Origin of the sequence: Streptomyces sp. NBC_01408, from assembly GCF_026340255.1 — a bacterium.
Taxonomy (GTDB): Bacteria; Actinomycetota; Actinomycetes; order Streptomycetales; family Streptomycetaceae; genus Streptomyces.
The window spans coordinates 2546125-2562330 of the sequence record NZ_JAPEPJ010000001.1 but is presented as its reverse complement, the minus strand read 5'-3'; the positions used below and the strand labels follow the sequence as shown (position 1 = coordinate 2562330).

General features: G+C 71.4%; 11 protein-coding genes. 5 read left to right on the top strand and 6 right to left on the bottom strand.

The features are described from left to right. Positions 1-147 precede the first annotated feature (147 nt). Positions 148-801: a TetR/AcrR family transcriptional regulator gene (locus OG447_RS11630; protein WP_266936409.1), complete on the bottom strand. Its 654-nt coding sequence runs from the start codon at positions 799-801 to the stop codon at positions 148-150. Between the two features lie 146 nt (positions 802-947). Here OG447_RS11630 and OG447_RS11625 point away from each other — a divergent pair, with 146 nt between their 5' ends. Both OG447_RS11625 and OG447_RS11620 read left to right on the top strand, forming a co-directional pair. Next, positions 948-1889 (top strand): ABC transporter permease, encoded by a 942-nt coding sequence (locus OG447_RS11625; protein ID WP_266936408.1) that lies wholly within the window; start codon positions 948-950, stop codon positions 1887-1889. Beyond that, entirely contained in the window at positions 1882-2664 is a 783-nt protein-coding gene (locus tag OG447_RS11620; protein ID WP_266936407.1) for an ABC transporter ATP-binding protein, read from the top strand. The genes OG447_RS11625 and OG447_RS11620 overlap by 8 nt, the downstream gene beginning before the upstream one ends. A 204-nt stretch (positions 2665-2868) precedes the next feature. Here OG447_RS11620 and OG447_RS11615 read toward each other — a convergent pair whose 3' ends face one another. The 3 genes from OG447_RS11615 to OG447_RS11605 all read right to left on the bottom strand — a co-directional run bounded on the left by OG447_RS11615 (position 2869) and on the right by OG447_RS11605 (position 9406). After that, positions 2869-7884, bottom strand: a complete 5016-nt coding sequence (locus OG447_RS11615; RefSeq protein WP_266936406.1) for an NAD-glutamate dehydrogenase — start codon at positions 7882-7884, stop codon at positions 2869-2871. 356 nt (positions 7885-8240) lie between these two features. After that, positions 8241-8909 (bottom strand): HAD family hydrolase, encoded by a 669-nt coding sequence (locus OG447_RS11610; protein ID WP_266936405.1) that lies wholly within the window; start codon positions 8907-8909, stop codon positions 8241-8243. Beyond that, on the bottom strand, positions 8906-9406 hold the full coding sequence (locus tag OG447_RS11605; RefSeq protein ID WP_266936404.1) for a hypothetical protein: 501 nt from the start codon (positions 9404-9406) through the stop codon (positions 8906-8908). The genes OG447_RS11610 and OG447_RS11605 overlap by 4 nt, the downstream gene beginning before the upstream one ends. A gap of 326 nt (positions 9407-9732) precedes the next feature. On the opposite strand from OG447_RS11605, the gene OG447_RS11600 reads away from it, so the two are divergent. After that, the gene (locus tag OG447_RS11600) at positions 9733-10200 is read left to right on the top strand and encodes an Rv3235 family protein (RefSeq protein ID WP_266936403.1); all 468 of its coding nucleotides are present in this window, start codon (positions 9733-9735) and stop codon (positions 10198-10200) included. A 221-nt stretch (positions 10201-10421) separates the two neighbouring features. Here OG447_RS11600 and secA read toward each other — a convergent pair whose 3' ends face one another. After that, complete coding sequence (gene secA / locus OG447_RS11595) at positions 10422-13226, bottom strand: preprotein translocase subunit SecA (protein WP_266936402.1); 2805 nt, start codon at positions 13224-13226, stop codon at positions 10422-10424. Positions 13227-13466: 240 nt separating this feature from the next. On the opposite strand from secA, the gene OG447_RS11590 reads away from it, so the two are divergent. Continuing rightward, a complete protein-coding gene (locus OG447_RS11590; protein WP_266936401.1) occupies positions 13467-14048 on the top strand; it encodes a GNAT family N-acetyltransferase in 582 nt (193 codons plus the stop codon). 10 nt (positions 14049-14058) lie between these two features. Then, positions 14059-15252: a winged helix-turn-helix domain-containing protein gene (locus OG447_RS11585; protein WP_266936400.1), complete on the top strand. Its 1194-nt coding sequence runs from the start codon at positions 14059-14061 to the stop codon at positions 15250-15252. A gap of 79 nt (positions 15253-15331) precedes the next feature. On the opposite strand, the gene OG447_RS11580 is transcribed toward OG447_RS11585, so the two are convergent. Then, on the bottom strand, positions 15332-16084 hold the full coding sequence (locus OG447_RS11580) for a response regulator transcription factor (RefSeq protein WP_266936399.1): 753 nt from the start codon (positions 16082-16084) through the stop codon (positions 15332-15334). Between the last annotated feature and the right edge of the window lie 122 nt (positions 16085-16206).

Genomic DNA, 16206 nt, shown 5'->3' with positions numbered 1-16206 from the left:
GGGCGGAGCCCACCCCCAGCCCCGCCGGCGTTTGAGGCGCGGGGTCCGGGGCGGAGCCCACCCCCAGCCTCGCCGGCGTTTGAGGCGCGGGGTCCGGGGCGGAGCCCCGGGAAGCCGGCCCGCAGGGTCCGGACGGCCCCCGCAAGCTCAGGCGGCGGCGCGCAGCCCGGCCACCACCGACCGGGCCAGGTCGTCCAGGTAGTCCCCTGGGACGGAGTCCCGGACGACAACCTGCCGCCAGTACAGCGGCCCGATCGCCAGATCGAGCGCCCGGTCCGGGCACGTACCCTCGGCCAGCTCGCCACGCGAAACCGCGCCGGAGACGATCCCCTCGGCCATCCGCCGCTGCCCGTCCACCAGCGCACCCCGCACCGCGTCCGCGATCTCCGGATTCCGCGCGGCCTCGACCAGCAGGTCGGGAATCACCGCCGAGGCCACCGGGTGCCGCAGCACGTGTGACATGACCTCCAGCAGCGCCCGTACGTCCCCGTACAGCGAGCCGGTCTCCGGCACCGGCAGGCCCTCGACGGCGAAGGCGCCCACGAGGTCCAGCACCAGGTGCAGCTTCGACTTCCACCGCCGGTACACCGCGGTCTTGCCGACGCCCGCCCGCCGGGCGATCCCCTCGATCGACATCCGCGAGAACCCGACCGCGGCCAGTTCCGCCACGACCGCCTCGCGGATCGCCTCGGTCACGTCCTCGCGCAGGACGGCGGCCCCGGCGGGGGCCCGGCGGGCGGGGGCGGCGGGCGCGGCTGGGCTGGCCGGGCCGGCGGGGGTGGCGGCAGGGTCCGTGGTCATGCACAGAGCATAACCGCGCACGCCAGCACCAGCCCGTCACGACGATACGGTTGCGTTCCGACGCACCACGCCCTACTGTCGCCGTAGCGACGATACGGATACGTTCCATCGCCAGCGACGCCCCGACCCCGGCGAAAGCGACCCTTGTGACCACCGCGACCGCACCCCCGACCGCACCCGCGCAGGGCCCGCCCCCGCAGGGCCCGTACCCCGCGACCTCCGCCGAGCGCACGGCGCTCGCGGCCGCCCACGGCCTGACCCTCAGCGGCGCCCGCCCCTCGCTCCCCCGCTACGTCGCGCAGCTCTGGGGCCGCCGCCACTTCGTGACTGCGTACGCCAGCGCCCGCATGCAGGCCACGTACAGCACGGCGAAGCTCGGTCAGGTCTGGCACCTGGTGACGCCGCTGCTCAACGCGGCCGTCTACTACTTCATCTTCGGCATCGTGATGAAGGCCAGCCACGACGTGCCGGACTACGTCCCCTTCCTGATCACGGGCGTCTTCGTCTGGGACTTCATCGGCAGCTCCATCAACGCCGGCACCCGGGCCGTCCACAGCAACCTCGGCCTGGTCCGCGCCCTGCACTTCCCCCGCGCCAGCCTGCCCATCTCCACCGTGGTGCAGCTCTTCCAGCAGCTGCTCGTCACCATGGGCGCCCTGGTCATCCTGCTCCTCGCCTTCGGCCAGACCCCGAGCCCCTCCTGGCTGCTGGCCCTTCCGACCCTCCTGCTGATGGCCGTCTTCGCCGCCGGCTGCGCCATGGCCATGGCCCGCATCGGCAGCAAGAGCCCGGACGTCAGTCAGCTGATGCCGTTCGTCCTGCGCACCTGGATGTACTCGTCCGGGGTGATGTGGTCCATCGACCAGATGCTCAAGACGGAAAACGTGCCGGACTGGGTCCTGGTGATGCTGAAGAACAACCCCGCGGCCGTCTACATCGACCTGATGCGCTTCGCGCTGATCGACAGCTTCGAGGCGCATTCGCTCCCGCCCCACGTGTGGCCCGTCGCCATCGGCTGGGCCCTGCTCGCCGGCGTCGGCGGCTTCATCTACTTCTGGAAGGCCGAGGAGGCGTACGGCCGTGGCTGACACCGCTGTGCAGACCGCAACCAAGACCCCCACCGTGATCGCGGACGAGGTCCACGTCGTCTACAAGGTCAACGGCGGCGGCCGCAAGGGCGGTGCCACCGCCGCCCTCAGCCGGGTCTTCTCCCGCAAGCCCGCCCCCGGCGGCCGCGAGGTGCACGCCGTGAAGGGCGTCAGCTTCACCGCGTACAAGGGCGAGGCCATCGGCCTCATCGGCTCCAACGGCTCGGGCAAGTCCACCCTGCTGGCCGCCATCGCCGGCCTCCAGCCGGTGGCCCGCGGCAGGATCTACTCCCACGGCCAGCCGTCGCTGCTGGGCGTGAACGCCGCCCTGATGAACGATCTGACCGGCGAGCGCAACGTGATCCTCGGCGGCCTCGCGATGGGCATGTCCAAGCAGCAGGTCCACGAGCGCTACCAGGACATCGTCGACTTCTCCGGCATCAACGAGAAGGGCGACTTCATCTCCCTGCCGATGCGTACGTACTCCTCGGGCATGGGCGCCCGGCTGCGCTTCTCCATCGCCGCGGCCAAGGACCACGACGTCCTGATGATCGACGAGGCCCTGGCCACCGGCGACGCCGCCTTCCAGCGCCGCAGCCAGGCCCGCATCGAGGAACTCCGCGAGCGCGCGGGCACCGTCTTCCTCGTCAGCCACGGCATCAACACGGTCCGCGAGACCTGCGACCGCGCGATCTGGCTGGAGTCGGGCGTCCTGCGCATGGACGGCCCCTCCGACGAGGTCTGCGCCGCCTACGAAGCCTTCACCCGGCGCTAGCGACCCCTCCAGCCCCGCTGCACCCTCCCCAGCCCCGCGGCACCACCCCCGCCCCGCCGCACCACCCTCCAGCCCCGCCGGCGTTTGAGGCGCGGGGTCCGGGTGCGGAGCCCCGGCAACGGCGCCGCACCCGGAACAGACGAACGGGCCGGGCCCAGGACCACAAAGGTCCCGGGCCCGGCCCGTTCCGTTCCGCGAGAACGACTAGCTATGGGCTCGCAGCAGCGACCGCATCGTCCGCATCGCCACCGACAGGTTCGCCAGGTCGAAGTCGTCCGAGCCGCGGATCTCGTCCAGGGTGGTCCGGGCCCGGCCGATGATCGCCGCGTTCTTCTCCTCCCAGGCCTTGAAGCGCTCCTCGGGAGTCGAGCTGCCGTTGCCCACCGACAGCACATCGGCGGTCAGGGCGGCGTGCGCCGCGAACAGGTCCTCGCGGATGGAGGCGCGGGCCATGGACTGCCAGCGGTCGGCCCGCGGCAGCTCGATGATCCGGTCCATCAGCTGGGTGATGTCCAGACGGTCGGCGAGGTCGTAGTACACCTCGGCGACGTCCAGCGGGGCCACACCGGTGCGGTCCGCGATGGCGACGACGTCGAGCGTCGGGAAGGCCGAGGAGAAGCCCGCGACCTTGGCCGCCAGTTCCTCCGGAACACCCTCGCCGATCAGCTCGTCCATGATCGACTGGTACCACTCCAGGTCCGCGCCGCGCACCAGCTTCGGCAGCTCGGCCCACACGTGCCCGACCCGCTCCGCGAAGAAGTCGATGGTCTCGGTCATCTGGAGCGGCTGCGGCCGGTTGTTGAGCAGCCAGCGCGTACCGCGCTCGACCAGGCGCCGCGAGTGCAGCCGGATACGGGTCTGGACACTGGCCGCGACCTTGTTGTCCAGCGCCTCGACCGCGTCCCACACCTCGGCCAGGCCGAAGATCTCGCGGGCCGCGAGCTGCGCCCGGACGATCTCCTCCGTGGAGGCCCCGGTCTCCTCGCGCAGGCGGTGCAGGAAGGTCGAACCACCGGTGTTGACGGTGTCGTTGACCAGGATCGTGGTGATGATCTCCCGGCGCAGCGCGTGCCCGTCGATCGCCTCGGGGAACTTCTCGCGCAGCGCCGACGGGAAGTACGCGAAGAGCAGGCGGCGCAGGTACGGGTCGTCCGGCAGCCCGGTGGCGATGAGCTCGTCCGCCACCGTGATCTTGGTGTAGGCGAAGAGCACGGCCAGCTCCGGCTGGGTCAGGCCCTTGCCGCTGCCGAGCAGTTCGCGGATCTGCCGGTCGGTGGGCAGGAACTCCAGCTGGCGGTCGAGCCGCCCGGCGCGCTCCAGGCGGCGCATGAACCGCTGCTGGGCGTGGAGCAGGCTCGGGGCCTGCGCCGCGCCGTTGGCGAGCGCGGTGTTCTGCGCGTAGTTGTTGCGCAGCACCAGGCGTCCGACCTCATCGGTCATCTCGGCGAGGAGCCGGTTGCGCTGCTTGACGGTCATGTCGCCGTCCGAGACGACCGCGTTGAGCAGGATCTTGATGTTCACCTCGTGGTCGGAGGTGTCCACGCCGGCGCTGTTGTCGATGGCGTCGGTGTTGATCTTTCCGCCTTCGCCGTCGGCGCCGGTCCGGGCGAACTCGATGCGGCCGAGCTGGGTCAGACCCAGGTTGCCGCCCTCGCCGATGACCTTGGCCCGGACGTCGGAGCCGTTGACGCGGATGGCGTCGTTGGCCTTGTCGCCGACGTCCGCGTGCGTCTCGGCCGTGGCCTTGACGTACGTACCGATGCCGCCGTTCCACAGCAGGTCCACCGGGGCCTGGAGGATCGCCTTCATCAGGTCGGCGGGGGTCATCTTGGTGACGCCCGCCTCGATGCCGAGGGCGGCGCGGACCTGCGCGTTGACCGGGATGGCCTTGGCGCTGCGCGGGTGGATGCCGCCGCCCGCGGAGAGCAGCGAGGTGTCGTAGTCGGCCCACGAGGAGCGCGGCAGCTCGAACAGCCGGCGGCGCTCCGCGTACGAGGTGGCCGCGTCCGGGGCCGGGTCGATGAAGATGTGCCGGTGGTCGAAGGCAGCGACCAGGCGGATGTGCTCGGAGAGCAGCATGCCGTTGCCGAAGACGTCACCGGACATGTCGCCGACGCCGACGACCGTGAAGTCCTGGTTCTGGGTGTCGTGGCCGAGCTCGCGGAAGTGCCGCTTGACGGACTCCCAGGCGCCGCGGGCGGTGATGCCCATGCCCTTGTGGTCGTAGCCGGCCGAGCCGCCGGAGGCGAAGGCGTCCCCGAGCCAGAAGCCGTAGGACTCGGCGACCCCGTTGGCGATGTCGGAGAAGGTCGCGGTGCCCTTGTCGGCGGCGACGACGAGGTAGGTGTCGTCCTCGTCGTGGCGGACCACGCCGGTGGGCGGCACGACCTCGCCCGCGACCATGTTGTCGGTGATGTCGAGCAGCGCCGAGATGAAGATCTTGTACGAGGCGATGCCCTCGGCGAGCCACGCGTCGCGGTCGACCGACGGGTCGGGCAGGTTCTTGGCGACGAAGCCGCCCTTGGCGCCGACCGGCACGATGACGGTGTTCTTGACCATCTGCGCCTTGACCAGGCCGAGGATCTCCGTACGGAAGTCCTCGCGGCGGTCGGACCAGCGCAGGCCGCCTCGGGCGACCTTGCCGAAGCGCAGGTGGACGCCCTCGACGCGCGGGGAGTACACCCAGATCTCGAAGGCCGGGCGGGGCGCCGGGAGGTCCGGGATGGCCTGCGGGTCGAACTTCATCGACACGTAGGAGTGCGGCTCGCCCGCCGCGTCCTGCTGGCCCCTGCTTTCGCTTCCCTCGCGGGCGCTCTGGAAGAAGTTGGTGCGCAGCGTCGCCTTGATGAGGGTGAGGAAGGCGCGCAGGATGCGGTCCTCGTCGAGCGAGGCGACCTGGTCCAGGGCCCCGTCCAGCTCCTCCAGCATGGCGTCGACGAGCTCGCTGCCGGCGGCCTGGCGGCCGGGCGACATCCGCGCCTCGAAGAGCGAGATCAGCAGCCGGGTGGTGTGGACGTTGTTGCGGAGGGTGTCCTCCATGTAGTCCTGGCTGAAGGTGGAGCCGGCCTGGCGCATGTACTTGGCGTACGCGCGCAGGATGACGGCCTGCCGCCAGGTGAGGCCGGCGCTCAGCACCAGGGTGTTGAAGTTGTCGTTCTCCGCGTCGCCCTGCCAGACGGCCGCGAAGGCCTCCTGGAAGCGCTCGCGGGCGTCGTCGCCGAGGTAGTTGGCGCTCCCCGCCGTGTCGCCGTTCCCGGAGGACGCGGGCATCCGCAGACCGAAGTCGTAGATCCAGGCGCTGACCCGGTCGGAGCGGCGCAGTTCGTACGGGCGCTCGTCGGTGACCTCGACGCCGAGGCGCTGGAGCACCGGCAGGACCGCGGAGAGCGAGACCTGCTCACCGGTGCGGTAGATCTTGAACCGGCGCTCGCCGGGGCCCGCGCCGACCGGCTCGTACAGCGACAGCGCGAACTCGCGGTCGCTGGCGGAGAGCCGCTCCAGGTGGCAGAGGTCGGCGACCGCGGCGCGCGGCGAGTGGTCGGCCTTGTAGCCCTCGGGGAAGGAGGTGCCGTAGCGGCGCAGCAGCTCGGCGGCGCGCTCCTCACCGAGTTCGGCGACCAGGGCCTCGCCGAAGCCGTCGGCCCAGGAGCGTGCGGCCTCGACGAGCCGGGCCTCGATGCGCTCGACGTCGGAGTCGGTGAGGACGGGCAGTTCCGTGCCCTGCGGGACGCGGACGACGAAGTGGATGCGGGAGAGGATCGACTCGGTGTTCCAGGCGGTGAAGTCGACGCTGGTGCCGTCGAGCTCCTCCTTCAGGATGTCCATCAGGCGCAGCCGGACGCCCGTGGTGAACCGGTCGCGCGGGAGGTAGACCAGCGCGGAGTAGTAGCGCCCGTACTCGTCCTGGCGCAGGTACAGCCGCAGCCGGCGGCGCTCCTGGAGGTACAGGACGGAGGTGACGATGGCCTGGAGCTGGTCGACCGGGGTCTGGAACAGCTCGTCGCGCGGGTAGGTCTCCAGGATCTGGAGCAGGTCGCGGCCGTCGTGGCTGCTCGGCGCGAAGCCGGCGCCTTCGAGGACCTCGGCGACCTTGCGGCGGACGACCGGGACGCGGCGCACCGACTCGGTGTACGCGGCGGAGGAGAACAGTCCGAGGAAGCGGCGCTCGCCGACGACGTTGCCGTCGGCGTCGAACTTCTTGACGCCCACGTAGTCCAGGTACGAGGGGCGGTGCACGGTGGAGCGGCTGTTGGCCTTGGTCAGCACCAGCAGGCGGTGCTCGCGGGCCTTGGCGCGGGCGTCGGCCGGCAGCCGGTTGAAGGACGGCGAGACGGGGTGGCCGTCCTCCTTGCCGCTGTGGTGCGGGTCGGCGCGCAGGATGCCGAGGCCGGTGCCGGGCACGGCGGACAGGGCGTCGCCGTCCACGAGGTTGTACTCGCGGTAGCCGAGGAAGGTGAAGTGGTCGTCGGCGAGCCAGCGCAGCAGCTCACGGGCCTCTTCGAGCTCGTACTCGCGCAGGTCGGGGGCGGTGGGCTCCTCGGGCAGGCCCTCGGCGATGCGCAGCGCGGCGTCGCGCATCTTCTCCCAGTCCTCGACGGACTCGCGTACGTCGGACAGCACGCGCAGCAGGTCGCCGGTGATCTGCTTGAGGTCGGCGCGGTCGGTCTCGCGGTCGATCTCGACGTGGATCCAGGACTCGACGAGCGAGTCGTGGGGGCGCGCGGTACGGGGGCCGTGCGCGTCGCAGTCGGGACCGAGGATCTCGATCAGCTTGCCGGTGACGTCACGGCGGACGACGACCTGCGGGTGGATCACGACGTGGATGCCGCGGCCCTGGCGGGACAGCTCGTTGGTGACGGAGTCCACGAGGAACGGCATGTCGTCGGTGACCACCTCGACGACGGAGTGGCTGGAGGTCCAGCCGTTCTCCTCCACCGTGGGGGTGTGCACGCGCACGTTCGCGGTGCCCTGCGGCCGGTTCTCGGCGAGCCGGTAGTGCGAGAGCGCCGCACCGAACACGTCGACCGGGTCCCGGTCCAACAGGTCCTCTGGGGCGGTGTGCAGGTAGTAGCGCTGGAGGTAGGCGAGCACCGAGTCCCGGTCGGGACGCTCCCCCTGGTCGGACCCAGTCGGAAGTAGCCCCCCGGCCGGGCTGTGCTCAGCTACCCGGGCCGCCCGTGCGAGCAGCTCGGCCTTTGCTTCGTCCAGCTTGGTCTGCATGTCCTCTGGCTCCTGTCGCGCGCCATTGCGTGACGTAGGTGAAGGAAGGAATGGCGTAGCGCCGCGATGCGGGATGCGCGTTCGGGATCGACGCTATGCCGTCGAGAGAGCCGACCGGGAGGGAATCAGCCATGATCGGCTGGAAGTCCCGGCAGCGGGGATCAGCGAAGGCCCGGGCACGGTTGTGCGCCGGGCGCAGGCCGGGGGCTTCAGTGCCCCCGATGACTATCGCGCTGATCACGGGTACAAGGCTATCTCCCCGCACCCCCAGCCCGTCATGAGCTGTATGTGTACAAAACCGGGGGTGGAACTTTGACACTCTGGACAGCGACGGGGCCGGGCATCCGTGCCCGACGCTATTCGGCCAGCTCGCGAGCTGTGCGGACGGCTTCGGCCAGGGAGTCCACGACGGGTACACCGGCCGATTCCAGACTGCTGCGACTGTGCGAACCGCCCGTGTAGAGGACGGCCCGCGCGCCCACGTGCGCGGCGGCGAGCGCGTCGTCCACGGCGTCGCCGATGAGGACCGTACGCCCCGCCGTCACGCCCGTGCCGTCCAGGGCGGCCAGGTGGCGCACCAGGTGTTCGGCCTTGGAGGTGTGCGAGGGGCCGGTCCTGCCGTCGACGCGCAGGAAGTGCCGGTCGATCCCGTGGAACCGCACCAGGGGCACGAGCTTGTCGTGGGGCGCCAGGGACAGCAGGGACTGGGTGAGCCCGTCCCGCTCCCAGCCCTGGAGCAGCTCCAGCGCGCCCTCGGCGAGCCCGGCGCTCTCGGCTGCGGCCCAGTAGTGGCGGTGGAAGGCCTCGTCCATGACGACCCATTCCTCGTCGGTGGGCAGCCTTCCCATCAGCCGCTCGTAGAACTTCGGCACCGGTACGACGTACAGGTCGCGGTAGGTCTCCAGGGTGATCGGCGCGAAGCCGAGCTCGGCGAAGGAGGCGTTGGTCGCGACTATCACGGCATCGATGTCGTGCAGGAGCGTGCCGTTCCAGTCCCAGACGATGTGGGTCGGGTGCGTCGTCACTTCAGCAGCCCCGGAATCTCCTGGACCCCGAACCACAGCAGCTCGTGGTCGTCGGCGCCGTCGACGGTGAACCGGGCGTCGTCGTCCCCGGCGTCCGCGGCCGCCAGCGCGCCCGCCGCGGCGGCGACGTCCTCCTGGGCCTCGTCGGCGTCCACGTGCACGGCGGCGGCCACGGAGAGCCGTACGGCGGCGGCGAGGGTCACCTGGCCGAGGGTGGCCTCGTCGACCCCCGGGGTGGCGGTGGCGGCCTTGTCGGTGACGTCCAGGGCGACGACCACGCGCTTGCGCGGGGCGCCCTCGTCCTCGGCGAGCAGCCGCAGCGAGGCCTCGGCGGCCCGGCTCAGCGCCGCGTACTCCAGCTCCTCGATGTCGTCCGACACGTACCACTCGCGGAGCCCGGGGGTGACGGCGTACGCACGCAGCGGGGCGGGGCCCAGCTCACCCGCCTTGTGCACCTCGGCGAGCCCGGGGAGGGTCAGGGGGACGTACACGCGCATGGCCGGCTGCTTTCGGTAGTCGGAAACGCCCCCAGGATACGACCGCCCGCCCGCAGCCGGGGGCTCCGACGGAGTGACGGCCCGCGTCCCCCATCGGGCTGCCGGACCGCCTGCGGCGGGCGTCCACCCCCGTACGTCCGCGGGCGCCCCCCGCGGGCCCCGGCGGGCGGTGGACGGCCCGGCGGACACCCGGATAGGTGAAGCGGGCCACGGGCCGGTACGGGGGCTTCGGGCGGTTGCGGAGCGTGTGCGGCGACCGTAGAAGATCCCCATCAAGTTACCGCCCGGTACCGCTCCGGGCCCGGCCTGTTCGGGGGCAGAACGCGATGGACACCACGACGCGTGGCACGATCGGCGGCGACGCGAGCCGCCGCGGCCCGGCCGGCCCGGCCCGCACCCGCCCCGCAGGCCGCCGGGACCCCCGCCGCCCGGCCGAGTCGGTGCGCCCGGCCGTCGCCGTGCGCACCGGGGCCCGTAGCGGGCCCCACCACTGGTTCGCGGAGCGCCTCCTGGCGGTGGTCAGCGGCCGCCGCCCGGTGCACTCGCTCCTCGGGCACACCGTCGGCCCCGCCTACCAGCAGCTGGTCACCCTGGCCCCGGAGGACCCCCTGCGCGACCGGCTGCGCCCGGTCGTCCGCCAGTGCGGCCGCTTCATCCCCGGCCCGGGCGTCATCGAGGCCTTCGCCCGGATCGCGACGGGCGACCGCGTGACGGCGATGGCCTTCCGCCTGGAACAGGGCCAGGACCTCCGCTGGCGCTGCGCGGCGGTAGAGATCCAGGGCCCCCGCCCATGACCCGGCCCGGCCAAATCCAGCCAGGGCCGGGCCGAATCCAGCCCCGCCGGCGTTTGAGGCGCGGGGGCCCGGGGGCAGCGCCCCCGGCAACGGCGCCGCACCGGCCCCCGCACCGCCACCACCGACACCCGCACCAGCCCCCGCACCCGCACCCGCACACGGCAAAGGCCGGACACCACGAAGGTGCCCGGCCCCGGCCGTGTGCGATGCCCCCAGCGGGGCTACTTCTTGCGGCGACGCCCGCCGGTGGCCTTCTGCGCCTTGCGGCGCTCCGCCCGCGTCATCCCGTCCCCGTCACCGGCGGAGCCGTTGTCGAAGTCGCCCTCGACCACACCGCCCTCACCGTCGACGGTCGGCGCCGAGAAGTGCAGCCGGTCCGGCCGCTGCGGAGCGTCCAGCCCCTTGGCCCGGATCTCCGGACGCGTGGCGGTGGCCACGGCCGACTCCTTGGTCAGGGACGGCGCCGCGTCCTGCACCGGAAGCTCCTCGACCTGCTGCTCGACCTGGACCTCCAGGTTGAACAGGTAGCCGACGGACTCCTCCTTGATGCCGTCCTGCATGGCGTTGAACATGTCGAAGCCCTCGCGCTGGTACTCGACCAGCGGGTCCTTCTGGGCCATCGCCCGCAGGCCGATGCCCTCCTGCAGGTAGTCCATCTCGTACAGGTGCTCGCGCCACTTGCGGTCCAGGACCGACAGCACCACGCGACGCTCCAGCTCGCGCATGATCTCCGAGCCGAGCGTCTTCTCGCGCGTCTCGTACTGCTCGTGGATGTCGTCCTTGACGGACTCCGCGATGAACTCGGCGGTGATGCCCGCCCGGTCGCCCGCGGCCTCCTCCAGCTCCTCGATGGTGACCTTCACCGGGTAGAGCTGCCGGAAGGCGCCCCACAGGCGCTCCAGGTCCCATTCCTCGGCGAAGCCCTCGACCGTCTCGGCCGCGATGTACGCGTCGATCGTGTCGTCCATCATGTGGCGCACCTGCTCCTGCAGATCCTCGCCCTCCAGCACCCGGCGGCGCTCGCTGTAGATGACCTCGCGCTGGCGGCTGAGGACCTCGTCGTACTTCAGGACGTTCTTGCGCGTCTCGAAGTTCTGCGTCTCGACCTGCGACTGGGCCGACGCGATCGCGCGCGTCACCATCTTGTTCTCGATCGGCACGTCGTCGGGCACGTTGGCCATCGCCATGACGCGCTCGACCATCTGCGCCTTGAACAGCCGCATCAGGTCGTCACCCAGCGACAGGTAGAAGCGGGACTCGCCCGGGTCGCCCTGTCGGCCGGAGCGGCCGCGCAGCTGGTTGTCGATGCGGCGCGACTCGTGGCGCTCGGTGCCCAGCACGTACAGCCCGCCGAGCTCCTTGACCTGCTCGAACTCGGCCTTCACGGCCGCCTCGGCGCGGGTGAGCGCCTCGGGCAGGGCGTGCGCCCACTCCTCGATGTGCTCTTCCGGGTCCAGACCGCGCTGGCGCAGCTCGGCCTCGGCGAGGTCGTCCGGGTTGCCGCCGAGCTTGATGTCGGTACCACGGCCGGCCATGTTCGTGGCGACGGTGACGGCTCCGCGGCGGCCGGCCTGGGCGACGATCGTCGCCTCACGGTCGTGCTGCTTGGCGTTGAGCACCTCGTGCTGAATGCCGCGCTTGGAGAGCTGCTGGGAGAGGTACTCGGACTTCTCGACCGACGTCGTACCGACGAGGATCGGCTGGCCCTTCTCGTGCTTCTCCGCGATGTCGTCGACGACGGCGGCGAACTTCGCGACCTCGGTCCGGTAGATCAGGTCCGCCTGGTCCTTGCGGACCATGGCGCGGTTGGTCGGGATCGGGACGACACCGAGCTTGTAGATCTGGTGGAACTCGGCGGCCTCGGTCATGGCCGTACCGGTCATGCCCGACAGCTTCGAGTACAGGCGGAAGAAGTTCTGCAGGGTGATCGTGGCGAGGGTCTGGTTCTCGTCCTTGATGTCCACCCCTTCCTTCGCCTCGATCGCCTGGTGCATGCCCTCGTTGTAGCGGCGGCCGGCGAGGATGCGGCCGGTGTGCTCGTCGACGATCATGACCTCGCCGTCGATGACGACGTAGTCCTTGTCGATCTTGAACAGTTCCTTCGCCTTGATGGCGTTGTTCAGGTAGCCGACGAGCGGGGTGTTCACCGACTCGTAGAGGTTCTCGATGCCGAGCCAGTCCTCGACCTTCGCGACACCCGCCTCGTGGATGGCGACGGTCCGCTTCTTCTCGTCGACCTCGTAGTCGCCGGTCTCCTCGATGCCCTTGAGCGGCTGGCCGGCCTCGCCCTTGGTCAGGCGGGTGACCAGCTTCGCGAAGTCGCCGTACCACTTCGTGGCCTGGTCGGCCGGGCCGGAGATGATCAGCGGGGTACGGGCCTCGTCGACGAGGATCGAGTCGACCTCGTCGACCACGGCGAAGTTGTGGCCGCGCTGGACGAGCTCGTCCTGGGACCACGCCATGTTGTCGCGCAGGTAGTCGAAGCCGAACTCGTTGTTCGTGCCGTAGGTGATGTCACAGGAGTACTGCGCGCGCCGCTGCGCGGGCGACATGTTCGCCAGGATGCAGCCGACCTCCAGGCCGAGGAACTTGTGCACCCGGCCCATCATCTCGGAGTCGCGCTCGGCGAGGTAGTCGTTCACCGTGATCAGGTGGACGCCCTTGCCGGACAGCGCGTTCAGGTACGCGGGCAGCGTGCCGACGAGGGTCTTGCCCTCACCGGTCTTCATCTCGGCCACGTAGCCGAGGTGCAGCGCCGCGCCACCCATGATCTGGACGTCGTAGTGCCGCTGGCCGAGGACGCGCTTGGCGGCCTCGCGGACCGTCGCGAAAGCCTCGGGCAGCAGGTCGTCCAGGCTCTCGCCGTCCTGGTAACGCTGCTGGTACTCGTCCGTGAGCGCTCGCAACTCGGCGTCGGAGAGGTTGACGAAGTCCTCTTCGATGGAGTTGACCTGGTCCGCGATGCGGTGCAGTTTGCGCAGGATCTTGCCTTCGCCTGCACGCATGAGCTTGTTGAAGACGGACACCGAGGTTTGTCTCCTTGCCGGTCGGGCCTGAGCACGTTACGTACGCGGGCACGGCAGGTGGGCCCCACCGCAACGGCCATCGTAAGCGAGGACGTGGCCGCGTCGGGAGGTCCGCCGTACCGCCAGGGCACGGGCGCCCGGAATGAGAACGTACGGAGGCCCGGGAAGGTGCCGCGGTTCACGGTGGTGATTCTGGAAAAGTGTTCGCCCCCTCCCCCGCCCGGGCGCCAGAATCCGCCCATGGATCCCACCACACTGCTCACGGACCGGCTGGAACTGCGGCCTTTCGTCCCGGCCGACGAGGACGAGGTCTACGCGGCCGCCCAGGACCCCGCCATCCAGCGCTGGACCATGGTCCCCTCCCCGTACGAGCGCCGGCACGCCCGCGCCTTCGTCGGCGAGACCGTCCCGGACGGCTGGCGCGAGGACACCGGCTACAGCTTCGCCGTCCGCCTGGGCCCCGGCGGCCCGCTGGTCGCCGCCGTCGGCGTCCACGTGCACGGCGAGGACGCGTACGAGATCGGCTACTGGACGGTGAAGGAGCACCGCGGCCACGGCTACATGACCGAGGCCGTGGGCGCCGTCGCCCGCTGGGCCTTCACCGAGCTGGACGCCGTACGGCTGGAGTGGCGCGCCGAGGTCGGCAACGACGGCTCGCGGGCCGTCGCCGAGAAGGCCGGCTTCCGGCTGGAGGGCCTGCTGCGGGCCGCCATCGTCAGGAACGGCACCGCGCGGGACTCCTGGGTGGGCGCCCTGCTCCCCTCGGACCTCGGCCTGACCCCCGCCCTCGCGTACCTGCCCGCTGTCAGTGGCACCGCCTAGGGTGCGGAGCATGACCTCGACCGCGCCCAGCCAGCCGCTGCCGACCGTGTCCCTGTCCGCCGACGAGGCCCGGCGCATCGCCCTGCGCGCCCAGGGCTTCACAGGAGCGCCCGACCGGCGCGCGGGGGTCCGCGGGGTCCTGCGCCACCTGGGCGCCGTCCAGCTGGACACGATCTCGGTCCTGGCCCGGTCGCACGAGCTGATCCCGTACGCGCGCCTGGGCGCGGTGGGCCGGGACACCGTGGAGAAGGCGTACTGGTCGGACCGCCACGCCTTCGAGTACTGGTCGCACGCGGCCTGCATCCTGCCCGTCGAGGAGTGGCCGCACTTCGCCTTCCGCCGCCGGGCCCGCTACGCCCGGGGCCACCGCTGGCACATCCTCCAGGACAAGGAGCGCTCGACGAAGGCGGTCCTGGACCGCCTCAAGGCCGACGGCCCGCTGACCTCCACCGAGCTGGGCGGCGCCAAGAACGGCGGCGAGTGGTTCCAATGGTCCGAGACCAAGATCGCGGTGGAGTGGCTCCTCGACACCGGCGAGGTGGTGTGCGGGGAGCGGCGCGGCTGGAAGCGGGTCTACGACCTGCCCGAACGGGCCGTGCCGGACGCACTGCTCCACGACGACCTGGACGACCGCGAGTGCCTGCGCCGCCTCGTCGCCCTCGCCGGCCGCTCCCTGGGCGTCGGCACCCGCGCCGACATCGCCGACTACCACCGCCTGGGCGGCGCGCAGGTGGACTCGGTGATCGCGGACTCCGGGCTGGTCCCGGTCGAGGTCGAGGGCTGGTCCAAGCCGGCCTGGGCGGATCCGCAGGCGCTCGCGACGGTCCCGCGGGGCCGCCACCGCACCACGCTGCTCTCCCCGTTCGACTCCCTCGTCTGGGACCGCCCGCGCACGGAGCGGATCTTCGGCTTCACGCACCGCCTGGAGGCGTACGTCCCCAAGCCCAAGCGGATACACGGGTACTTCGCGATGCCGCTGCTGGCGGGCGGGCGGCTCCAGGGCCGCGTAGACCCGGCCCGCGAGGGCGCCACCCTGGTCGCCCGCCAGCTCTCCCTGGAGACGCCCCGGGCCGCCGCCGCCATGGCCGAGGCCCTGTGGGAGGCCGCCCGGTGGGTGGGCTGCGAGGAGGTGCGCGTCGAGCGCGCCGCCTCCCCCGCGGAGGCGGCGGCCGTCACGGCGGAGCTGAGCGCGCTGCGCCGGTAGCCGGCCCTGCGGCGGGCGGCAGCGGGGGGCCGGGACAGCCGGGAAGGCGAAGGAGGGTGAGGGCAGGCGGGCGGGCGGCCTAGCGGATCTCGAGGATCTTCTCCCGCATCGCGTAGACCACGGCCTCCATCCGGGAGTGCAGCTGGAGCTTCTCCAGGATGTTGCGGACGTGGTTCTTCACGGTGTTCTCGGAGATGAACAACTGCTTCGCGATGTCACGGTTGTTCATGCCCGTCGCCACCAGCTTCAGGACCTCCAGCTCCCGGTCCGTCAGTCGCGGCGCCGGTACCAGCCGCCGCTCGTCCGTGCGCTGGATCATCGACTTGAACTCGGTGAGCAGCTTCGACGCCATCGAGGGGCTGATCTGCGACTGGCCGTCGGCCACCGCCCGGATCGCCGTGGCCACCTCGTCCGTCGAGATCTCCTTCAGGAGGTACCCGGTCGCGCCCGCCTTGATCGCGTCGTAGAGGTCCGCCTCCTCGTCGCTGATCGTCAGCATGATGATCTTGGCGGAGGGGGCCACCTCCTTGATCGAGGTGCAGGCCTCGATGCCGCCGCGCCGGGGCATCCGCACGTCCATCAGCACGATGTCCGGCAGCAGGTCCGCGGCCTTGTCCACCGCCTCCGCGCCGTCCCCCGCCTCACCGACGACCTGGATGTCCTCCTCCTGCGCGAGGACGATCTCCAGCCCGCGCCGGAAGAGGGCGTGGTCGTCGACCACGAGCACCCGGATGGGCTCCCCCGCGGGCGTCTGCGCGGGCCCGGCCGCCGGGTCCCCCTCGCGGCAGCCCGCGCCGCCGTCACCGCGCACCGGCCCGAAGCTGTCCGCCATCGTTCCTCCCCCTGCATGTGCCGAACTGCTGGGTCAACCGGAAAGGCATCGCCACCGGTTGACTGCCCGCCATGATTCCATGCCCGCACCACGGCGCGGAGGTCTGCGGTCACAGGTCTGGC